Annotated in this window: 23 protein-coding genes; 12 read left to right on the top strand and 11 right to left on the bottom strand. The window is 67.2% G+C overall.

All coding sequences use genetic code 11. The features are described 5' to 3' along the window. Window positions 1-87 precede the first annotated feature (87 nt). Window positions 88-1,833: a GMC family oxidoreductase gene (locus tag QH276_RS15120; RefSeq protein WP_280401834.1), complete on the top strand. Its 1,746-nt coding sequence runs from the start codon at window positions 88-90 to the stop codon at window positions 1,831-1,833. On the opposite strand, the gene QH276_RS15115 is transcribed toward QH276_RS15120, so the two are convergent. After that, a complete protein-coding gene (locus tag QH276_RS15115; RefSeq protein WP_280401835.1) occupies window positions 1,818-2,651 on the bottom strand; it encodes an acyl-CoA thioesterase in 834 nt (277 codons plus the stop codon). The genes QH276_RS15120 and QH276_RS15115 overlap by 16 nt on opposite strands. A 94-nt stretch (window positions 2,652-2,745) precedes the next feature. Between QH276_RS15115 and QH276_RS15110 the strand changes: the two genes are divergently transcribed. After that, entirely contained in the window at window positions 2,746-3,336 is a 591-nt protein-coding gene (locus tag QH276_RS15110; RefSeq protein WP_280401836.1) for a TetR/AcrR family transcriptional regulator, read from the top strand. On the opposite strand, the gene QH276_RS15105 is transcribed toward QH276_RS15110, so the two are convergent. Then, complete coding sequence (locus QH276_RS15105) at window positions 3,324-3,965, bottom strand: hypothetical protein (protein WP_280401837.1); 642 nt, start codon at window positions 3,963-3,965, stop codon at window positions 3,324-3,326. The genes QH276_RS15110 and QH276_RS15105 overlap by 13 nt on opposite strands. Before the next feature lie 202 nt (window positions 3,966-4,167). Here QH276_RS15105 and QH276_RS15100 point away from each other — a divergent pair, with 202 nt between their 5' ends. Beyond that, window positions 4,168-5,751, top strand: coding sequence for a GMC family oxidoreductase (locus QH276_RS15100; RefSeq protein ID WP_280401838.1), 1,584 nt, complete (start codon window positions 4,168-4,170; stop codon window positions 5,749-5,751). A gap of 470 nt (window positions 5,752-6,221) precedes the next feature. Here the strand turns inward: QH276_RS15100 and QH276_RS15095 are convergent, their stop codons facing one another. Beyond that, entirely contained in the window at window positions 6,222-6,422 is a 201-nt protein-coding gene (locus QH276_RS15095) for a hypothetical protein (protein WP_280406776.1), read from the bottom strand. 107 nt (window positions 6,423-6,529) lie between these two features. Next, window positions 6,530-7,378: a ParA family protein gene (locus QH276_RS15090; RefSeq protein ID WP_280406775.1), complete on the bottom strand. Its 849-nt coding sequence runs from the start codon at window positions 7,376-7,378 to the stop codon at window positions 6,530-6,532. Between the two features lie 138 nt (window positions 7,379-7,516). Here QH276_RS15090 and QH276_RS15085 point away from each other — a divergent pair, with 138 nt between their 5' ends. Both QH276_RS15085 and QH276_RS15080 read left to right on the top strand, forming a co-directional pair. Beyond that, entirely contained in the window at window positions 7,517-8,728 is a 1,212-nt protein-coding gene (locus QH276_RS15085) for a hypothetical protein (RefSeq protein WP_280406774.1), read from the top strand. A 41-nt stretch (window positions 8,729-8,769) separates the two neighbouring features. Continuing rightward, a complete protein-coding gene (locus tag QH276_RS15080; protein WP_280406773.1) occupies window positions 8,770-10,512 on the top strand; it encodes a hypothetical protein in 1,743 nt (580 codons plus the stop codon). A 72-nt stretch (window positions 10,513-10,584) separates the two neighbouring features. Here QH276_RS15080 and QH276_RS15075 read toward each other — a convergent pair whose 3' ends face one another. Continuing rightward, complete coding sequence (locus tag QH276_RS15075; protein ID WP_280406772.1) at window positions 10,585-10,848, bottom strand: hypothetical protein; 264 nt, start codon at window positions 10,846-10,848, stop codon at window positions 10,585-10,587. Window positions 10,849-11,048: 200 nt separating this feature from the next. On the opposite strand from QH276_RS15075, the gene QH276_RS15070 reads away from it, so the two are divergent. Together QH276_RS15070 and QH276_RS15065 are read left to right on the top strand one after the other, a co-directional pair. Further along, window positions 11,049-11,552, top strand: a complete 504-nt coding sequence (locus QH276_RS15070; RefSeq protein ID WP_280406771.1) for a hypothetical protein — start codon at window positions 11,049-11,051, stop codon at window positions 11,550-11,552. Window positions 11,553-11,558: 6 nt separating this feature from the next. Further along, complete coding sequence (locus QH276_RS15065; protein ID WP_280406770.1) at window positions 11,559-13,448, top strand: relaxase/mobilization nuclease domain-containing protein; 1,890 nt, start codon at window positions 11,559-11,561, stop codon at window positions 13,446-13,448. Window positions 13,449-13,529: 81 nt separating this feature from the next. Here the strand turns inward: QH276_RS15065 and QH276_RS15060 are convergent, their stop codons facing one another. Beyond that, the gene (locus tag QH276_RS15060; protein WP_280401927.1) at window positions 13,530-13,994 is read right to left on the bottom strand and encodes a hypothetical protein; all 465 of its coding nucleotides are present in this window, start codon (window positions 13,992-13,994) and stop codon (window positions 13,530-13,532) included. 109 nt (window positions 13,995-14,103) lie between these two features. Next, on the bottom strand, window positions 14,104-15,042 hold the full coding sequence (locus tag QH276_RS15055) for an undecaprenyl-diphosphate phosphatase (RefSeq protein WP_280401926.1): 939 nt from the start codon (window positions 15,040-15,042) through the stop codon (window positions 14,104-14,106). A gap of 55 nt (window positions 15,043-15,097) precedes the next feature. Here QH276_RS15055 and QH276_RS15050 point away from each other — a divergent pair, with 55 nt between their 5' ends. The 5 genes from QH276_RS15050 (at window position 15,098) to QH276_RS15030 (ending at window position 17,758) form a co-directional block, all read left to right on the top strand. Then, window positions 15,098-15,256: a hypothetical protein gene (locus tag QH276_RS15050; RefSeq protein ID WP_280401925.1), complete on the top strand. Its 159-nt coding sequence runs from the start codon at window positions 15,098-15,100 to the stop codon at window positions 15,254-15,256. A 204-nt stretch (window positions 15,257-15,460) separates the two neighbouring features. Beyond that, complete coding sequence (locus QH276_RS15045; protein ID WP_280401924.1) at window positions 15,461-15,784, top strand: type VII secretion target; 324 nt, start codon at window positions 15,461-15,463, stop codon at window positions 15,782-15,784. Beyond that, on the top strand, window positions 15,781-16,527 hold the full coding sequence (locus tag QH276_RS15040; protein ID WP_280401923.1) for a hypothetical protein: 747 nt from the start codon (window positions 15,781-15,783) through the stop codon (window positions 16,525-16,527). The genes QH276_RS15045 and QH276_RS15040 overlap by 4 nt, the downstream gene beginning before the upstream one ends. Then, window positions 16,527-17,033, top strand: coding sequence for a hypothetical protein (locus QH276_RS15035; protein WP_280401922.1), 507 nt, complete (start codon window positions 16,527-16,529; stop codon window positions 17,031-17,033). Before QH276_RS15040 ends, QH276_RS15035 begins: the two co-directional genes overlap by 1 nt. Next, a complete protein-coding gene (locus QH276_RS15030) occupies window positions 17,030-17,758 on the top strand; it encodes a hypothetical protein (protein WP_280401921.1) in 729 nt (242 codons plus the stop codon). The genes QH276_RS15035 and QH276_RS15030 overlap by 4 nt, the downstream gene beginning before the upstream one ends. Before the next feature lie 16 nt (window positions 17,759-17,774). Here QH276_RS15030 and QH276_RS15025 read toward each other — a convergent pair whose 3' ends face one another. The 4 genes from QH276_RS15025 to QH276_RS15010 form a co-directional block, all read right to left on the bottom strand. After that, on the bottom strand, window positions 17,775-18,542 hold the full coding sequence (locus tag QH276_RS15025; RefSeq protein WP_280401920.1) for an ESX secretion-associated protein EspG: 768 nt from the start codon (window positions 18,540-18,542) through the stop codon (window positions 17,775-17,777). Window positions 18,543-18,648: 106 nt separating this feature from the next. Beyond that, window positions 18,649-19,998: a hypothetical protein gene (locus QH276_RS15020; protein WP_280401919.1), complete on the bottom strand. Its 1,350-nt coding sequence runs from the start codon at window positions 19,996-19,998 to the stop codon at window positions 18,649-18,651. Next, window positions 19,998-20,381 (bottom strand): hypothetical protein, encoded by a 384-nt coding sequence (locus QH276_RS15015; protein ID WP_280401918.1) that lies wholly within the window; start codon window positions 20,379-20,381, stop codon window positions 19,998-20,000. Before QH276_RS15015 ends, QH276_RS15020 begins: the two co-directional genes overlap by 1 nt. Window positions 20,382-20,441: 60 nt before the next feature. Beyond that, window positions 20,442-20,990 (bottom strand): DUF3558 domain-containing protein, encoded by a 549-nt coding sequence (locus QH276_RS15010; protein ID WP_280401917.1) that lies wholly within the window; start codon window positions 20,988-20,990, stop codon window positions 20,442-20,444. Between the last annotated feature and the right edge of the window lie 190 nt (window positions 20,991-21,180).

Below are 21,180 nucleotides of genomic sequence, written 5' to 3'. Positions count from 1 at the left end.
GTCAACAAAGGAGATCACCGCTCCCGGCTACCTGTGTTAATGTAACCGCCAGTCACTGCTGACCCTTCCGAACCAAGGAGAAGTCCCATGTCCGAGGCGGCCACGGATTTCGATGTACTCGTCGTGGGCTCCGGGTTCGGTGGCAGTGTCACCGCCCTGCGCCTCGTGGAAAAGGGTTACACCGTCGGCGTGCTGGAGGCGGGCCGGCGCTATGCCGACGACGAGCTTCCCCAGACGAGCTGGGACCTGCGCAAATTCCTGTGGGCGCCGAAACTGGGCTGCTACGGCATCCAGCGGATCCACCCGTTGCGCAATGTGCTGATCCTGGGTGGAGCGGGCGTCGGCGGCGGTTCACTGAACTATGCCAACACTCTCTACGTCCCACCGGAGCCCTTTTTCCAGGACCCGCAGTGGCGCGATATCACCGACTGGCGCGCGGAACTCACCCCCTACTACGAACAGGCCAAACGGATGCTGGGCGTGGTACAGAACCCGCACATCACCCCGGCCGACGAGGTGTTCCGGAAGGTCGCCGAGGATATGGGCGTCGGCGACACCTTCGTCCAGACACCGGTCGGGGTGTTCTTCGGCGAACCCGGCAAAACCGTCGACGACCCGTATTTCGGTGGTGTGGGCCCGGCCCGCACCGGATGCGTGGAATGCGGCGATTGTATGGTCGGCTGCAAGTTCGGTGCGAAGAACACGCTGGTCAAGAACTACCTGTACCTCGCCGAACAGGCCGGGGCGAAGGTCGTCCCGATGACCACGGTCACCGAACTGCGACCCAGGCCGGACGGGAGCTGGGTCGTGGCCGCGGAACGTACGGGGGCCTGGATCCGCAAACAGCGGACCACCTACACCGCACGCCAGGTCGTCGTCGCCGCCGGCACCCTCGGCACCCAGCGGCTGCTGCACGCTATGCGGGATCGCCGGGTATTGCCCGAACTGTCCGACCGGCTCGGCCTGCTCACCCGTACCAATTCCGAATCGATCGTCGGCGCGGCCACCCGGAAACTCGCACCCGGGCAGGATTTCACCCGCGGTGTCGCCATCACCTCGTCGATCCATCCGACCCCCGATACCCATATCGAGCCCGTGCGCTACGGGAAGGGGTCGAACGCGATGGGTCTGCTGCAGACACTGATGGTCGACGGCGGCGGCCGGGTTCCGCGCTGGCTGCGATTCCTCGGGATCGCGCTACGGCATCCCCTGCTGCTGATCAGTTTCCTCAGTGTCCGCAACTGGAGTGAGCGCACCATCATCTCGCTGGTGATGCAGCATCTGGACAACTCCATCACCACCTACACCAAGCGGGGCCTGTTCGGCCGGAAACTGACCAGCCGCCAAGGGCATGGGCAGCCGAACCCGACCTGGATTCCCGCCGGCAACGAGGCGACACGACGGGTCGCCGAACATATCGGCGGTACGGCCGGCGGCACCTGGGGCGAGGTGTTCAATATCCCGCTCACGGCACATTTCCTGGGCGGCGCGGCCATCGGCGCCGACCCGGAGTCCGGCGTGATCGACGCCTACCACCGCGTCTTCGGGTACCCGACGCTGAGCGTCGTCGACGGGGCCGCGGTCTCGGCGAACCTGGGCGTGAATCCGTCGCTGACCATCACCGCGCAGGCGGAGCGGGCGGCGGCGTTCTGGCCGAACAAAGGCGACCGCGATCCCCGGCCGCCGCAGGGCACGCCGTATCGCCGGCTCGCGCCCGTCGCGCCGAAGGCCCCGGTGGTACCGGAGTCGGCGCCCGGCGCGCTGCGGCTGCCGATCGTGGCCGTCACCGACTCTGCCGCGGCGCCGGTCGCCGCGGATCAGCCTTTGAAGTAGACGAGCTGGTGACTGGTCGCCAGCAGGGTGCCGTCATGACCCCACAGGTGCGCGTTCTGGTCGAAATGGCCGTGCGCGAAGCGGTTCGCGCGGGCACTGCCCAGCAGGTACTCGGTGCCCTGGGCAGCCAGTTCGGCGGCGGTGGCGTGGTAGTAGACGGTGAGGGAGATCGTCCCGGCCGGTAGGTACTGCCCGCGGCGCAGGAAAACCCGCGGGTAGAAGGCATCCGACATGGCGGTCAGCGAGGCGAAGTCGACCGGCCGGGCGGGACGGTCGCGCAACCAGAGAGTGCTCACCGAATCCGGACTGGCCGGCTTGTCGTCCCCGGGCGCCACGTCCGGCACCGCCCCGGTGACGAACCGCAGGTCGTAGTTGCGGCCCCAGGCGATGAAGTCCGGGAACTCCTGCGGGACGGCATGCTCCGGGCCCGGCACCAGCGGCTTGGCGAGTTCCAGGTCGGACCAGGTATCGCGCCGGATCCCGAATACGGCCGTCGCGGTGGTGGTGATCGCGCCGTTCTGGGCGAGCTCGAGCTGCCAATGCTGGTTCGTGCGGTTGGTGCGCACGGGGCGGACGGTGATCTCGAAGGGGCCGTCGGCGATCGGGCCGGCGTAGTTGACGGTGAGCGCCAGCGGATCGCCCATTCGATCGGGGTGCGCTTCGACCGCGCGCAGCAGCGCCGCCGCGGTGACACCGCCGAACGGGCCGACCATATTCGCGTAATCCGGGCAGGTGCGGCCGGTGGCCCGATGCGCGCCCGCGTACTCGGTGGCGATGGCCGTATCGAACGGATGGGGTGGCGCGTCGATCCCGGTCACGGGGTCCTCCTCGGAAATGTGCCGCTTCACGGTGGTGGAACGAATATAAGTATGACAACATACATAGGAATGGGAGGCAACAGGGAGCGGTGCGATGCCACGACATAAGGATCCGGACGGACCCCGCGCGGCCATGATCCGCAGCGCGATCTCGCTCATCCGCCGCAGAGGGGTCGCGGCGGTATCGTTCGCCGATGTCCTCGAAGCCAGCGGCGCACCCCGCGGCTCGGTATACCACCACTTCCCCGGCGGGAAATCACAACTGATCACCGAAGCGACCCGGGTGGCCGGGGCCCGGGTCACCGGCGAGCTCACCCGCGTGCTGGGCACCCCGGAAACAGCGGCCGCGCTGCGCTCACTCGCCGAAACCCTCGCGCGCGGCCTCGATCGCGGCGATTACGCGATCGGCTGCCCGATCGCGGCGGCGGCGCTGGGCAACGAACCCGACGCGGTCGCCGCCGCGGGCGCCACCTTCGATTCCTGGCGCGATCTCATCGCGGAAAAACTCGTCCGGGACGGGGCCGCGGCACCGCGCGCCCGCTCGGTCGCCGTGCTGGTGGTCAGTGCGCTCGAGGGAGCGCTCATCGTCGCGCGGACCGAACGCGACCCCGCCGCGCTCGATACCGTGGTGGCGGAACTGAATGTGCTGTGCCGGTCGGCCGTCGACGCCGGTCACTCCACCTGACGTGTCTTGATGGCGTCGCGGGAGATGTAGACGTCGTACTCCCCCGGCGTGGCGATCACCGCGTTGCCGTACGCGGAGCGGACGAACGGCGAGGTGAACCAGCGGTTCTCGGTCATCTCGCGGAAGAAGTCGCGGTCACCGCCGTTGAGGAAGATGTGATCCTGCCGGGTCGCGACACCGTCGAGCCGCTGCCCGTACAGTCGCGACACCTTGTAGCCCGAATGGAACCCGAGCGCGTTGACCCAGGGTTCCAGCTCCACGATCTGCGCCTGCAGCACCCACAGGTCACCCTCCACCCGGTGCGTACTGCGCTCGGTGGTGCCGCCGTCGGCGTCGAACAGGGTCATATCGACCTCGAGCTGGTGCTCCGCCCCGGAAACCGGGGACACCACGATATGGGCGGCCCGCACCTCCCCCGTCAATCCCAGATAGGTCTGCACCAGGGTGGCCACCCACAGCACCAGCGCTGCGACGGCCAGCAGTGCGAGTCCACCGCCGCCACGCAGGATCGTCGCCCACGGCCCCTTCCGGCGTAGTACCACAAGGGCCGAAATCACCAGGGCCACACCGGCGATGATCACGGCGATCGCACCGGCCTGCAGTAGCCCGAAATCCACCGGGTAACTCATGGGCCGGTTATACCCCGCCCGCGAACTCCCGGCAGCGCGAACAACGATCCCGGTGTTCACTTCCTCCCGCCGATCCCCGCGGCGAAGGAGTCACAGCACTCCACGCCGCCCGCCACCGGTGTCCGGGACACCCGGGCGAACACGCCCCATACCCCGGTCGACTCTCGTATCTTTGCGCTACACGATGTGGAAAGGTGCGAAGGTGACAGAAGTCAGTGCGGACTATGTGATCGTAGGATCGGGGTCGGCGGGTGCGGTGCTCGCCGACCGGCTCAGTGCGGATCCGGGACGTTCGGTGATCCTGCTGGAGGCCGGTCCGGCGGACAAGGACAAATTCATCCGGATCCCGGCCGGCTTCTCGAAACTCTTCCGCAGCCCGTACGACTGGAACTATCTGACCGAACCACAGCCGCAGCTCGGCAACCGGCAGATCTACTGGCCGCGCGGGAAGACCTTCGGAGGCTCCTCCTCGCTCAATGCCCAGATGTGGGTGCGCGGCTTCCGCGCCGACTACGAGGACTGGGCCGCGGCGGCCGGGCCGGACTGGGGTTTCGAGAAGGCGGTCGCGCAGTTCCGCACCATCGAGGATGTCGAGGGCCCCGCGGGCGAGGATCACGGCACCGGCGGCCCCTTGCATATCTCCCATCAGCGCAGTCCGCGGCCGTCCACGGCGGCCTACCTGCGCGCCGTCGCCGAACGCGGCTTCCCGGTGGAAACCGCGAATCTGCCCGAACCGCAAGGGTTCACCCAGACAATGGTCACCCAGTACCGTGGCCGGCGCTGGAGCACCGCCGACGCCTACCTGCGGCCCGCGATGAAACGGCGGAATCTGCGCGTCCTGGCCGAGGCCACCGCCACCAGGGTGCTGTTCGATGGCGATCGTGCGGTCGGCGTCGAGTTCTCCCGGGGCGGCAGCCTCCAGCGGGCCTCCGCCACCGTGGAGATCATCTTGTGCGGCGGGGCGATCAACAGCCCGCAATTGCTCATGCTGTCCGGAATCGGGGACCGCGCCGAACTCGAGCGGCACGGGATCGAGGTCCGCCACCATCTTCCCGAGGTCGGGGCCAACCTGCAGGACCATCTCGTCGCGGGCCTCGGCTATTCGGTGACCGCCGATTCGCTGTTCGCCGCCGAGAAACCCGCCCAGCTGGTCAATTACCTGCTCCGCCACCGCGGCATGCTCACCTCGAACGTCGGTGAGGCCTACGGTTTCGTGCGCAGCGATCCCGGCCTGGACTACCCCGATCTGGAACTCGTCTACGCGCCGGCGCCGTTCTATCACGAGGGCCTCGTCGACCCGACCGCGCACGGCGTCATTCTCGCGACCGTGTTGCTGCGCCCGCACAGTCGCGGCACGATCACCCTGGCCTCGAAAGACCCGCACGCCAAGCCCGTGATCGACCCGAAGTATCTCTCCGACCCCGGCGGTGCCGACCGCGCCGCGCTGATGACCGGATTGCGCTACTGCGCCGAAATCGCCGGCACCGCGGCCATGAAGGACGTACTCGGCCCGCTGTGCTATCCGCCGAACGCCGCAGACGGTATGGCGGAGGAGACCCGGACCGAATCGCTCGAACAGTACGCGCACACCCTCTACCACCCCGCCGGCACGTGCCGCATGGGGTCGGACGAATCGAGTGTGGTGGATCCGCAGCTGCGGGTCCGCGGCGTCCACGGGCTGCGGGTGGCCGACGCCTCGATCATGCCCGTCCTGGTCCGCGGGCACACCCACGCACCCAGTGTGTTCATCGGCGCCCAGGCCGCCGAATTCCTCACCCGCTCCTAGCGGGTTCCGACTGCCGCGCCGGGCGCGCGTCGGGGGCCGGCCTCGCGGGGGGCCGGGCGGCCCCCACCCCCCCCGGCACCCTGGGTGGGTGGCTCCACACCCCCCCTCCCGCCGCGCCGCGGGGGGCGCTGGACCGGGAGCGGGAAGCCGCTCAGGAGGAACGGCGTCGGGAACAGGTCCGTCAGGAGGCCGAGCAGCGTCGGAGGGAGGCCCTGGCCGCAGTTCCCGCCGAGCCGGACTCCCCCGGGCGCCAGGCCGCGCTGGCGGTAGCGGCCGCCACCGGCCAGAAGGCGATCAGTTCACGCGCGCTGCGCCGCGCGAAGGCCCGTGAGGCGCAGCAGGAGCTAGCGCGGCAGGCCCTGAATAGCTGACCTAGGACCACACACGAGCAGTGCTCCCGGTGTTCGCGCAGCGCGCCTAGCTAGGTGTGCTAGCAGAGATAGCTAGGTGTGTTTCTGCTGGTAGCGGCGCTAACAGCCGTTTCGGTCCATGAACTCGCGGAGGGCTTGGTCGGTTACTGAGGCGATCGAGATGGACCGGTCACCGGTCTCGTAGCGCAGTTTGTCCACCGCCCGAGCGACGCGGTCCTTGGTGGAGGGGCGTATCCGGACGTTGTGCTGCGCGATCAGTTGCTCCTCCAGCGGCACCGCCGGCGGGGGAGTCGGTCGCACTGGGGTTCGCTCCTCTGCAGCCACCGGCGGTGCGCTGGGCTTATCCGGGATGCTGTCGGCCGGGTGCCGCCGCGGCGCCAGGGCGGGTTTGCGTTCCGGTGAGGGGTTCATACCGTGGCTCCAATCGGTTTCAGCAGGCCGAGTTCGGTAGCGAGGTCGGTGTAGGCGACCTGCAGGGACAGCGACTTCCCGCCCCGGTAGAGGTGCTGGGGGATCTGGGCGGAGTGCGCGTCCTGGCGGGCGGCGAGGTCAGGAACGACGGTGCGGCAGACTTTTCCGTCCTGGCCGTAGACGCCGAAGCCGGCGCGCAGCTCCTCGGTGCGGAATCGGTGCTCGCCGATCCCGCGGTACTTCGAGATGACGATCGCACTGAACTGCAGGTCCCGGTTCGGGCGCCGCTGCACCCGGGCGATGGTGTTCTCGATCCGGCCGACGCCCTTGACCGAATCGGTGGTCGGCTCGGTGACCACCACGACCTCATCGGCGGTGAGCAGGGCGCTGAACAGCAGCTTGCCCAGCGACGGGGGAGTGTCGAACAGGACGCACCGATAGGCGCTCAAGTCGACGCCCTCCAAGGCGGCGTCCAGTCGCCACACCATGTCCGCGTTCCCGGAGTCGTCCAGGTCGGCAAGGTCCTCGTCCGCCGGCGCGATATCGACGCGATCCCAGGCCGACGCCACGACCACATCGGCCAGGCACCCCGGCTGCGCCTTGGAGTCGTAGACGTCCTTGATCGTGGGCTGGCCGTCGGTGACCTGGATGCCGACACCGTTGGTGGCGTTGCCCTGCGGATCCAGGTCCACGAGCAGCACGTTCCCGCCGCCCTGGGCCTCATCGCACGTGGCGATGGCGCTCGCCACCCCCAACGCGGTCGCGGTCTTACCCACACCGCCCTTTTGATTCGCCAGCACCACCCGCCGGGGCCGGTGCTCGGTACTCACGCTCTCTCCGCTCACAGAGCGAACCTAACACCTATAGCAAGTATCAATAGCTAACCAAGCTAGCATAGCTAGCAAATTTTGTTTCGTTCTGTTTTAACGTAAAAACGATATCAAATAACGATGAAAATAAACGTAATATGGTAAGATTGGAGTATGAGTGAACAACCCGATTCCCCGCCCGGCGCCGCGCCACAGGCCGATAAGCAGCGGTTTTGCCAATTCCCCACCGGCTACGACCCGGAAACCGGCGAATGGGCCTACTGCGAGCAGCCGCTACCTGCGGCATCCGGGCGGGGCCGGCCGTCCGACTACTGCGGACAGACCCGGCTCGATCCGGACGGCGTCATGCGGGCGCACGACCGGGCCACGGCGTTCCAGCGCAAGCAGAACCTGCGCGCTGGCGGGGGACCGCGGCGCGAACAGCCTCCGGCGCGGCCGGTGACCTCGGCGCGGGCCTCGCTGGCGGAACTGCTCGCGCAGTGGGAGATGGTGACCACCGCGCACCGCGCCCAGTTGGAGGAGATCGTGGCCGCTGCGCACCAGGTCGTTTCCACCGCCGGTGACCCCGACGCCGCTGCCGCCGAGGTCACCATCGCGCGCCGGGAAGCCCAGGCCGCCGTTGATGCCGCCAATGCCCGCGCCGACGAAGCCGAAGCCGAAGCGCTCGCCGCCCGCCGCGAGCGGGACCGGGCCTTGGAGGACAAGAACCTCGCCGAGGGCGCGGCCGAGGATGCTCTGGCCAGCCGCGACGAGCAGGTCGCCGCCGCCCGCGACGAGGTCGAACAGGCTCGCGCCGAACTGCAGGCCGCGCTGGCCGAGCGGGACCGGGTCGCGGCCGAAGCCGCCGAGCAGGTCGCTGCGATCAAAGCCGTCACCGCCGCCGAGATCGCCACCGCGCGTGAGGAAGCCCAGGCCGAGATCCGCGAGATCCGTTACGCTGCCGACCAGCAGATCACCGCCGCTCGCGAGCAGGTAACCGCCGCGCAGGCAGCTCAGCGCGAGGCCGAGCGGGACCGCGCCGGCGCCGAACAGGCCGCCGCCGATGCCCGCGAAGAGGTTCGCCAGCTGCGCGCCGACCTCGATACGACCCGTGAACAGCTCAACGAACTCACCCGCACTGCCCGCGCCGAACGCGATCAGCTGCGCACCGAGCTGACCGACGCCCGCGCCGAGGCACGCGCCGAACGCGACCAGGCCCGCAGCGACCGTGACCAGCTGCGCACCGACCACGCCGCCGAGATCGCCCGCGCCCGCGAATCCGCTGCCGCGCAGGTCGAAGCCCTGCGGCAGGCCCTGACCACTGCCGAGAACACCATCAGCCGACTCGAATTCGAGATCGCCCGCCAGAAAGGCACCCAGAAATGAGTACCGACCCCACCACCGGACAGATAGAACCGGCGAAGAAGGTGAAGGTCACCGCGGAGCGGGCGGTCACCTTGTTCACCGCCGGGATCGCCTCGATCGTTGCGGCGCAGGGCATGTACGTCATGTTCTCCCAGGCGCTGGAGATGCCGGTCCCGCTGCAACTGCTGTGCTTCGCGTTCATCGAGCTGATGGTCGTGGCCTCCGCGATGCGGGCCCGGCGCTCCCAAATCGACACCGGTTCCGCCGGCGTTGACGGCATCGCGATGTGGGTGCTGACCATCCTGTCCGGTGTCCTGGCCGCCTCCCACGCCACCGAGGACGTGGGCCTGCTGGTGCTGCGACTCGCCGCGCCGCTGGTCGCTGCGTGGGGCTGGGAACGCTCGATGGCTTTGGAGCGGCGGCAGATCACCGGTGCTGCCGGCGGAATGAACTGGCGGATCTCTCCGCGCCGGTTGATGGTCCGCTGGGGCCTGGCCGACCCGACCGACCGCACCGCCGGTGAGGTCGCCGTCGAGCGCCGCCTCGAAGACCTCGCCCGCGCCGCCGATGCCGTGCGGATCGCGCGCGACACCAGTAACGCCCGGGGGAAGCGTCGCGCCATGCAGAAACTGCACCGCGCGATCGACAAAGCCACCTCCGATGGTGTGGTCCTCGGTCAGCCTGAGATCCGCGCGCGGCTGGCCGATCACCTCGAAGGCCGGTTCAGCGCCTACAGCCTGCCCGACTACCGGCCGGCCACGAACTGGGCCGACCCCGCCAGCATCGTGCGCGGCGCGCGCAACGCCCTGGACGCGATCGAACCGAGCGCGACCGAGCGCGCGGAATTCGACGCGCTCACCGGAGAGCTCGACCGCGAAATCGCCGCGCGCGAACAGCTCGCCGAACTCGAACCGCCCGCGAGCACCGAGACCGATCGCGCGCACACAGTTCCCACCCCCGGGGACGCCGAGCGCGCACCGATCGCGCGCGTCACCGATGACCGATCGCGCGCGAACAACCCAGAACCGATCGCGCGCGAACAAGTCGAAGAGGCAGAACCGATCGCGATCGACACGGACGACCGATCGCGCGCGAACCCCGGCGCCGATCGCGATCGACACATAGCGGAGATCCTCGATCAGGAACTGACCGCGGTCCGGCAAGAGCGCCGCGCGGGCCGATCGCGCGCGAACTCGGTCGCACCGATCGCGCGCGAAGACCACCCGACCGGCCGCGCGCCGATCGCCGATCACAGCCCCACTGAGCTGGGAACCGATCGCGGACCGATCGCCGATCACACCCCCGACGAGGAGCCCACCGAGACCACAAACGAACACCCCGTCGCGCGCGAACCCCGCCCCGTCGTCTCGCTCGTTCGCCCTGCCGCTCGGGCGTCGCGCGCGATCGAACACCCGGCACCGCGCGCGATCACCAGCCGTCCCGATCGCTCGCAGCCCGCGCGCGAACCTGCCGTCGACGGTGCGCTCGCACGCGCGGTCGATCGCGCGCCGCGCGCGGTGAAAGCCACCGCACCGATCGCGCGCGACGGCGACGGGGAAGAGGTCGATCGCGGACCGTTCGCGCACGAGCTGTCGCGCGCGCAGGCGCTCGACTACGCGCGCGCGGTCATCGATCGCGAGCTGTCTCGTCAGCCGGTCGAGGTCCTCGCGCAGATCTTCGAGGCCCGCTCACGAGGGCTCAAGGCCAACCGCATCGGGAAGGAGATCGTCGGTTTGCCGCACTCGACGGTGGGTCGGGCGCTCACCGCGGTCAGCAAGGTGACAGGCCCCCGCGCGATCGACTGAGGCGCGGAGAAACTCAAACAAGCGACGAGACCCCGGCAACCGTTACTTGCCGGGGTCTCGTCTCGTCTGACCTTACTGCGCTGCGTGTTTCCCGATTACCTCCGGTGTCCGGCCGGCCATTATGTCGGCCAAGGCGAGCGTCGCGTGGATCTGGGCCTGGGCCTGTAGTGCGGTGACTCGCTGCCACATCACCCGTTCGGCGCTCTCGCGACCGGTGTAGGTGTAGTTGCCCCACCCGGATTCCCCGGGCAGTTCCGCTGTTGTGTCGAGTGCGGCCTGCAGCTCTCGCCCCGCCTGCGCCGCGAGATCCGCGGCCAGTTCTGCATGCATCTCCATGCCCGGAAACCGTAGCGGCCGGGCTCCGCCGCCGGAGCCGAATTTCTCTGCTGTGGTCCCGTTCCGAGTGTCCTCACGTACCGGACCGCTCCGGTACTCTGGTAGGGGAGAACGAATGCAGCGAGCTAATAGTTATGGGCCATAAATGGCCATCACCCCGGGGACGGGGTGTCGCTGCGCTGAGCCGGAGGAGGGCTGCGGTGGCAGGGGAATCGCGAAGTCGGCGGGCGTCCGCGAAGCGGGTGCGGCAGGCCAATGTCGACGGTGGTCGACCGCATCGGATCAAGGTGTCGCTCACCGATGCCGAGCATGCGGAGTTCACCGAGGCGGCGGCCAAGGCGGGGGTGAGCGTGCCGCGGCTGCTGGTCGAGTCGGCCAAGTCGGAGGGCCGGGTGGAGGCCGGCCGAGCGCACGCGGTGATGGGCCTACTGGAGATCGACGAGCAGGTCCGGCGCGAGCGCAATAACTTGAATCAGCTTGTCCGGTACACCCACCAGCACAAGGACGCTGCGGTGTTCCCGGAGGAGCTGGTCGCGCGGCTGCTGGATGCGTTGGCGGCAAGCACTCGGGCCTCGATCGGGCTGGAGTCGGCGGCGCGGTGGGTGATGGGGTTGAACCCGGCGACGACTGCCACGTCGATCGATGTCGACGAGGATCTCGCGCTGAGTAGCGAGTGGGCCGAGTCCGATCCGTCGGGGCGGTGAGCGGCGATGATGCCGAACATCAAAAAGGGCAGCTATATGACCGATCTGCTGGTGTATCTGGCGGGGAAGGGCCGGGCGAACGAGCACCGCGATCAGCGGGTGATCGCTGGTGATGTGGTGGTGGAGGCGATCTACGGTGGCCGGCCGTTGTCGACGTTGCAGGCGGCCGAGCTTGCGCGGCTGCTGGATTCCCCGAGGCAGCTGATCCTGCGCGGTGCTCCGGTCCCGTCGGTCGATCGCGCGAAGGCCCGGGCCCTGGTGGAGCAGGGGATGGATCGCGCGGAAGCGGTCGCGGCTGCGACGCGCGATCACAACACGTGGCACTGTTCGCTGAGTTTGTCGCCGGAGGAGGGCACGCTCAGCGACGAGACCTGGGCGGCGCTCGCGCACGACTTCATGGCCGAGATGGGCTTCGCGCACCGGGATGACGATGTCCCGGATGCTCGGTGGTCGGCGATCCATCACGGCCTGAACGCCGGGGGCGGCGATCACATCCATATCGCGATGGCGGTGGTGCGCTCCGATGGGTCGTGCACGGATCTGTATCTCGATTACGTGCGCGCGCAGCGGGCCTGCAACCGGCTGGAGCACAAGTACGGGTTGCAGGTGCTGGCGTCGCGGGAGGAAGGCGGCACCGAGCGCGCCACCACGCCGGCCGAGCGGGCCCGCCAGGAGCGGGTGGGTGCACCGGAGACCGACCGCGAGGCGATGGAGCGGCGGGTCCGCGCGATCGCGGCGGCCGCGGGCAGCGAGGCGGAGTGGCTGCGGGAACTGCGCGCGGTCGGGATCCTGCCGCGGCCGCGCTGGGAGAAGGGCGGCCAGGACGAGGTCGGCGGCTACAAAGTCGAGATGCGGCCGCAGCGCAACGCCGACGGGAAGCTGGAAAAGGCCCTGTCGTTCAGCGGTGGATATCTGGCCAAGGACCTGACCTTGCCCGCGCTGCGGCACTGGGCCGGGTGGGATCAGTCGCCGCAGGCCCGAGACGAGGCGCTGGCCGAATGGCGTAAGGGCCTCGACCAGTTCGGGCGTCCGAAGATCGGTTCGGAGTTCGACGAGCGGCGGGTGATCGACGAACTGGCGCGGTTCAGCGCCCACGCCCGCACCATCCGTACCGCCACGCTCGGCTTCGCCGCCCTCGCCGTCGGCTTCTACCTCTGGCACGGCCTGACCTACGAAACCGGCAGCATCTACGAACCCGCCTACCTCGCCTGGCTGAACGGCTTCCTGGCGTTGCCCATCATCGCCTGCACCATGGTCGTCACGGTATTCGCCTTCACCGGATCGGGGATCGTCACCGCGCTCACCGGCCACAACACCGGCGAGTTCCGGGACGCCCCGCTGGGGCTGGGCACGGTGAAATCGTTCGCGCACACCGGGGTCACCCTCAACGACCAGCCGCAGATCCGGATCGAGTTCAGTGTCGAGGGCGCGGACGGCAAGGTCTTCGACGCGACCGCCAAAACGATTGTGCCGCTCACCGAACTGTCGCTGCTGGCCCCCGGGGTGGTGCTGCCGGTGCGGTACCGGCCGGACCGCCCCGGTGCCGTGCAACTCGACCTGTCCGGCGACAGCGCGGCCGCCCAGCGCGCCATGAACGAATCCCTGATCCGGAAGGGTTTCACCACGCCGGAGAAAGTCGATATCGCCGCCCGCGGTATCGCCGCCCAGGCGGTCGTCCAGTCGCTGACCGTGCCCGGCGAAATCCGCGACGGATACTCCAAAGTCGCGGTGGGGCTTGCGGTCACCCGTCCCGACGGAAGCACCTTCAGCACCACCACGGAGAAGTTCCTGCCGCCCACCGCGATCGGCAACGTGCAGGTCGGGCGTATCGTCACGGCCCACTATCTGCCGGAGAACGAACAGGAGGTCGTACTGTCGATCCCGGTCAACGCGTGAACAGCCGCGACCACTCTCGACCACTCTCGACCGACGACCCCGGCCCGACGCGCCCGGGTCGTCCTGCGTGGCCGAGCCTGCTCACCACACGTGATCGCGGGCGAGTTCCGCCTTCGCCTGCGCCAGCAAATCCTCTTGCAGGGGCCGGCAGTATGCCCACCAATCAGGATGGGTCACGGGATCACGGACCACGTCGTGCAGGCCGCGGGCATGGGCGACCATCCGGTCCCGCAGCGCGTCCGAGCAGATGATCTCGACCTGCTTCTCCGCCAGCCAGACCCGCTCGATCAGCGGTTTCACATCCTCCGGTGTACCGCCCCGCTCGCGGATATCGAACTCGCCCTGCAGCCGCTGCGCCGCCTCGAAGTAGGCGAGGATCGCGGATTTCAATTCGTCGCGATGGGCAAGACGGCTCTCGGCGAGAAACCGAAGCTTCGACTGGCGTCCCGAATTCCGCTGCACCAACAGCGTTGCGGAGGCGCCGAGCCCGGCACCCAGCAGCGGCATGAGACCGGCGAGCACTGTCGAAACCACTCCTGACGACATGGTGCGATCCTGCCCGAACGGCACAGCGCCGACCACCCGGGAAACCGGGACCGCTACCGACCGGCGGTAGCCCACCGCCGTGGCACTGCCGGAAGGCGCCGCAGGGCGATCAGCTGAAATGAACGATCGATACGGCGCCGGCGAGAATCGAGTACGCAGCGAAGGGCAGCAGGGTGCGGGTCTGGAAATACCGCTCCAGATACCGCACCGCGAGCCACGAGGACAGCCCGGAAACGAGCGCGCCCACCAGAATCGGGCCACGAATCGCGGCGGCGGCCGGACCGGCCAGTTCCGGTATCTCCACGATTCCGGCTCCCAGGATCGCGGGGGTGGCCAGCAGAAAGGCGAACTTCGCGGCATGCGGATGTTCCAGCCCGCGCCACAAACCTCCCACCATGGTCAGTCCGGCGCGGCTGAATCCGGTCAGCAGCGCACCCAGTTGGGTGCAACCGATCCCGATCGCGTCGGTGGCACTCAAGGCCGCCATCGGGCGGTCGGACCGCCGGGGCGGATTGGTGGCACTGCTGACGGCACTGACGCGGGCTCGCTGCAATGCGAACCGCCGTCCGTATTCGGCGAGCGACGGTTCATTGCGCCGGCGCAACCCCTCGCCCACCAGCAGGACGACACCGTTGAGCGTCAGGAAAACCGCGGCGCAGACGGGCGCCGCGAACAACGCGTGCAAAGGATGCACCGCCGGCGGCCCGATCACGGCGACCGGCACGGAGGCGATCACGATCAGCCAGGCCAGCCGCTTCGGTACGGTATCGAGCCGCCGGGTGCGCACCACGCCGACGAAACCGCCCGCGATCGCCCACCAATCGCGCCAATAGTGGCCCAGCAGCGCCACCGCCGTCGCCACGTGCAAAGCGACCACGAAGGCAAGATAAGGCGTATGCGCACCGGATTCCTCCGCCGCGACCAGCTCACCCCAATCGCCGCCGACCCAGCCGGCGACCAGCACGGAGTGCCCGAGGCTGGAGACCGGAAACAATTCGGTCACACCCTGCACCGCACCGATCACACAGGCTTGCACGTAGCTGAGCACCGCGCGATTTTTGCACAGCCCCGTTCCGCCACCCGCGCTCCGGGAACGACTTGCCGTGGCCGAAGTGGTTGCGTCGGTCGGCGGTTGGCGTCAGGCCCGTGTGACCGGCGAGACGGTATTCCGGGACATGCCCCACAAGGTCCACCGCACCGCCCTGGTCCTCGCCAGTCCGGTCACGCTGGCGATCACCTTCGACACTCGCCACCGCCCCTGACCCGCAGTCCCGGGGGTGAACGCCTGAATCGCACCGTTCGGGGCAAATCAGCGTGCGGAACGCGGAACCCGAGCCCGGCCGCATTGCGAGCGCCGATTCGCGATCCACAGACAGTGGTACAGTCTCTTTCGTTCGAGCTCGGGAGGGTTGCGTGACGGAGATTCAGCCGTTACGTCCGGCGAATTACGCACGGCAGGTATGGGGATGGGATACGAATTCAAAGTCACGCCGGGTGATCTGGACACCGCGGCGGCCAAGCTGGAGGCACTTGCCGACGCCGGCTCAAAAGCTGTCGAGTACACGAAAAATAACTTCGATCTCGAGGGAAACGCCGGCCTTGCACTGAAACCTTTGATGGATAAAGTGATCGAAATGTGCAGTAAGTTGTCGAATAACTATTCACAGATGAGTTCCCTGACGACCGGAACTGCAACAGAGTTGACCAGTGCGGCAAAAATGTATAGAACAACGGACCGGTCGACCGCCGAGACGCTTGACAAAACATATTCTACGGAAAACGAAAAATGAGTGAGTCGATCGATCCTTCCACCGAGTTGACACCCCCCGAGGTCGAGGGATGGTTTTCTACTGGCGGAAATATGGTCGACATGGCATTGGGTAATGCGTACAGCGTTTCCTACTATCTGCTCCAGATCATAAAGCATACAACCGGCTGGGATCCGGTGGGAGATGTTCAAAATTATCTCGGCGGCGATTGGCAAGCATTACTGAAATCGGCCAAAGCGGCCGAAAACCTTGCCCAGTTCAACACCGCCTACAGCGACGCAGTCGTTGCGGCCGTGAAAGATTTCGAAACCTCCTGGACCGGCAACGCGGCTTCCAGCGCAAACGAGTATTTCAAAGAGTTCACCGGCGCTATCGATAAGCAGCATGATCCACTGGTGAGTATCTCCGATACGATCGCAACCTTTGCGTGGGACGCGTACGGGGTGGCTCAAGCTGTGCAATCCCTGATATTGGAGCTACTCGACCTAGCGCTCAGATGGGCGCTGACGCAGGCAGCAGCGAAAGTAGCGCGCGCGACCACCGCCACCCTCTACGGCGCGGCAGCTGCGGCAGCACTGGAAGCGGTCTGCCTGGCCATTGTGGCGATGATGAAGGCCAAAGCCTTAGAGGTGGTCAGGTTACTGGGACAGATTCTCGCCGGATCGGCTGCGGCGGTTGGCACGTTGTACGGCTTGATGGGCTCGGCCGCCGAACTGGATATGCCGGTGCTCCATGGCGAGTACAACCATCCGGGGGTGATTTGATGGCTCGCGAAGAAGTCAGCCTGGATGACGATCCGGGCATGTCTCGCCATCTGGCGAATGTACTGGGGATTCTTACTTCAGCGCCCGGCATCGACAAGGATTTCAAGGCACAGATTCAGGACATCCTGGAAGGCACGGGAACGATACGAGATCTGGCACAGAGCGAGGCATTCGACAGGGTCGGCGATTCGATCGTCCCCCAAGCGCTTGCGGATTTCGCATCGATACCGGAGGACGAGCGAGAGAGTATGGCAGCACAGGGCGAGGCCATACTCGAGAGCTACCGGAACCAGGCCGGGGAACCTCCGGCATATCAACCCTTCACAGAAAGTGCACCCGCCGCCGATCCTGCGACTCCGCAGACGCAAGAAATCAGCGGCACGCTACCCACGAGTGTGCCAGGTAAGCGGAAACCGCACCGGGAGCAGGTGGTGGGGCCGAGCGATTCGGAAGACGAGGATGATCGTTACTTCCGGGAGCGGAACCAAAACGGCTGGCTCCAATGAGCAGAATTATCCCGGCGCAGGAATTCTACCGCCCCAACAGTGATTCCGAAATATTCAGTGATACGGGCACGTCGGACCCGATGACTCACCAGCGTCCGTGGACACATGAGAACGACGCGATTGTCCGCTTACGCCGGGCGCCGCAACCGCTTTCCAATGTAGGCCGTCTGTGGCAGAAGACGAGGCCGCATCTTCGAGTGGCACCCCTCGAATTAGAAGTCGCACAGCCGTTGCCGGATGTGTGCGCCCCGCATGGCAGGCCGGCGACCGGCACCGCGACCGTGCGAACCTTGTTCTTTGATACCGACGCCCATCCACGGTTCCCCAACCGCCGAGGCCTACACGAGTACCTAAGAAAAGGGTGGCGGACGGAAGCGGGTATCGCCGCACCTGTGTCGACGATTGTCGGCGGCGAGTGGCCGATCTGCCCTCGGTGCGCTCGGCGGGCCCGGACCTACCGCCGTATCGCAATCGGAATACTGGTCTTCATAGTCATCGAATTCGCGGCCTTCCTGACGGTGAGTTTCGCAGGAATCGATTGGTTGAAGCCCTGGCTGGGCTACGCATTCTGCCCTGGTTCGATCTTGGGTTCGATCCTGGCCCTCACACTATTCGACAAATCCGTCGAACCCGTCGCCTTCCGCCCCATCTACGACGAGCGTTTCGCCTTTGTACCAGCCCATCCGCGCTTCCGCCAAGCGCTACAAGGTGATTTCCAACCCTGATTGGGCGATCCACGCCTCACTGCCAGGTGCGGGATCGGACTCGGTGGGCGGTCTCCAACGAGCTGCGAAGTTGGCGCAGGATTTCGTCCGGAGATCCGGGGGTGAGAGCGAAATCTTCGGCGTTGTGGTTGTGGAGCAAGTAGCGGCCGTCGTTCGGATAGTCGAGCCAGAGGAAGGCGTAGCCGTCGTCGGTGGGGCGGGTATCGACCGTGTAGCCGGGATAGACCGTGATCTCGCCGGTGCCCGCGCGGCGGCGGCGGAAGAAGCGCTGCATATCTTCGAGGGGGGACAATTGCGTTGGGTGGCGTGAATATACGGGGGCGTCGAGGTCGCTGCGGCGGCCGCGGATGGGGTGATGATTGCCGGCGCGGAGCGGTGGGAGGCCGGCGACCAGCCGGGGGGCCAATTGGTCGGTGCGGATACGAGCGAGAACGATATCGCCGCCGGAATTTTTTGTGGTCCCAGGTAATTGCGTGGCGAGGACGGCGGAGCGCCCGACTACACCGGCGTGCATCCGCACCGCCTGGTTCTGCGGGGAGCCGTGCACCCCGTAGATTTCCACCCGGATTTCCGGTTCCAGCAATACGGTGAGCGCCTGGTAGAGCGGTTCGTCGAAGACGCCCTGTAGCCTGCGCGCGCACTGCTGCCGGTAACGCTGGAAATCGTCGTCGTGCTCCATCGGGGGTGGCAGGTATTCGAGCGGATACGGCAACCGGTCGCGCCCCATCGCCTCCAGGGCCAGCGTGAATTCGTAACCGCCCAACTGCCAGCGTGTTCCGCTCATACCGTGTCCATCGAGCCTGTGCCCGGCTCGCGCACGGTCCGCCCCTTACGTATGAAGGTCCCGCGGCGATGACGCGGTGCTCCCGCTTCCGGGCCTGCTGCGAACCTCATCCGCCGATGACCCCGCCCGGCGGAAGCACCCGGGGCTGTTCGCCGAGCAGTTCGGTGGTGCGGTCCTGGACGAGATAGTCGGGAGTTTTGTGTTCGTCGTCGTCCTCCCCACGCCCGCGCTGTCCACCGGCGCCCATCATGCCGGGCATGCCGGTCATCCCCCTGGTTGCTGCCGGGGCACCGGAGCGGGTCGCGGGCCCGGCGGTCTGGTTCGGGTTGCCGGGAGTTCCGCTGACGGTGCGGCCCGGCGTACCCGGCGGTTGGCCGCCGGGCGCGGCGAGCATCGGGGCGCCCGGGGTGGTACCGGGTGACCCGGGCGTGGTGGCGTTCGGACGGCCCACCGGATTTTCGAGCGGGACGGTGTTCGCCGGTGTCGTGGTGGCCGATGGGGTGGTCGACGCCGGATTTTCGGTGGCCGCAGGGTTGGTCGCCGAATTCTGCGGTGTCTCCTGACCTGGATTTTCCGTCCCCTGCGGATTAGTGCCATTCGGATTCGTACCGGCGGGGGTGGTACCGCTCGGGGTGGTGCCGGCCGGGTTCTGGGTACTCGCGGGCCCTACCGGCTGTTGTGGTCCTGGGCCCGCACCGACCGGGCTTTTCGTCACCGGCAGCACCGGGGTTTTGGTATCGACCGCCGCGACACCGGGCTGATAGAACTCGATCATCAAATCCTGGGCTTGCGCCTGCGCTTCGTTGGCACGATGCTTGGCGGCCTTGACCACACCATTTCCGGGAATGTGGCCGACGAATTCGTCGAACCCGGACACCTCGACCGGTGGGATGATCGACATCTTCGTCTGCGCGAGATATCCCTGCATGAGGTCGATACCGTTCGCCACCATTTCGAAGCTCTTGACCAGCTTCTGGGCCTCCGTGGTGAACGTCCGGGTGCCCTCGACCGCCGCGTTGGCGGCCTGGCCGCCCCATTTCTCGTCGATCACCTTGTCCACATTCTTCCCGAAGGTGTCGAGCGCGGTGAACAGGTCCTCGGTCAGCCGCCGCCAGCCGTCCGCACCGGCATTGATATCGGCGGATTCCACGGCGGGATGCTGGGCGTTTCCGTTCAGTGCTTCCCAGATCTGCTGGTGAGTCCAGGTTTTGAACGCTTCCTTCGTCGCCGTGGCCGGGGCGTATTCACCGTCGAAACCCTGACCGACCCGGGCGAGTTCATTGTTGATATGCGTCCGGTCGCCACTCCACTCCTGCTCCGCCGCATCGGCGGCATCGGAGGCCCGATTGCGGTTGCCTTCGGACTCGTCGTAGTTCCCGGAGACATCATCGACCGCGGCATCGACAGAGGCGACGGCCGCGACGACAGCAGCGGCGACAAGTAGCGGTGCGGGCATCAGCGGAGTCCTTCACCTGCGGCAGTGGTCTGGGACGAGTTCTGCTGATCGGTCTCCTCTAGTTCGCCGATCATGGCGGCGTAGGTGTCGCGCATCAGGGTCACGACTTGGATCATCCCGTCCAGCCGGTCTACAGCCGAGTCCCCGTTCTCGCCGCCGGATGCTTTCTTCTCGAACTTCGTTTTCATATCCAATGCTGAGGGCAGACCACCGTAGCCGGCCAGGTGATTCAGGCCCGCCGCTTGCCTGCGGAGAGTCCCCAGCGCGACCAGCAGAGTCTGGCACTCTTGCTGGAGCGCGGCCCCTGCGTCGTGCTCGATGCGCAGTTCACCGTCGATCGCGTTCTGTTTGAGACTCTGCCAGTGTTGCTGCTGGTCGGTCATGAGTTTTGTTCCTTGGTGATTCGCGGAGCCCACCGTGCTCCACTCGAGATGACGATGCGGCTACTTCGGAAGATTGGGCTCCAGCAATGCGGCATACTCCGTGGAGATCGCGCAGATATCGCGATCACGATCAGCGTCGAGGAACCAGCTGGCATTGATCTCGAACATGCCCTGCTCGGCTGCGATCGCCGTATAGCAGGAAGTGCCGTCCGTTTCCGTTTCGTCGAAGTACGTCAGCGCGGGACGCGAACCAACAGTGGTCTCGGTCTTCTCGACCAACTTCGAATTCTTCCGTGCCTCGTCGAGGGTGTGTGAGGTGGAATAGACACCGATCATGAGGGTGCTGTCGGGTGTCCGCCAGTTGCACACGCGCCAACTGGTCTCACCATCCGGCGCGTCTGTGGTGACGCTCTTGGTCGAAGGGTCCAGCCCGACATCACGCAACACCTGGTCCGAGAGCTCGGTGCAAGGGTTGAAGATTTCGATCGGACCGGCGGTGGTCGGCGCGATCGTCGCGGTCGCCCCGTCAGTGCTCGATGTACACCCGGTGGCCAGGGCTATTGCGGCCGCCGTAGCGAGCATGGCACGGACGACGTCGGCGGTTCGCATGGATCTCCCCTGGGTCGGTACGGCGGATTACCCCGTCATCACTATAGGACGCAGTCCCGGGGGGGGGGGGGGGGGCGGGGGGGGGGGCCGCGGCCCCGGCCGCCGCGGGCCACCGGTTGGGGGGGGGGCCCGAGGCCCGCGGGGCGGGGCGCGCCCGCGCCGCCGGGCCGGGGGGGGGCGCGCGGGGGGG

Origin of the sequence: Nocardia carnea, assembly GCF_029869215.1 — a bacterium.
In the GTDB taxonomy this organism is placed as follows: domain Bacteria; phylum Actinomycetota; class Actinomycetes; order Mycobacteriales; family Mycobacteriaceae; genus Nocardia; species Nocardia carnea_B.
Note: the sequence above shows the minus strand (reverse complement) of the source record. Positions and strands in the feature narration are given on the sequence as shown.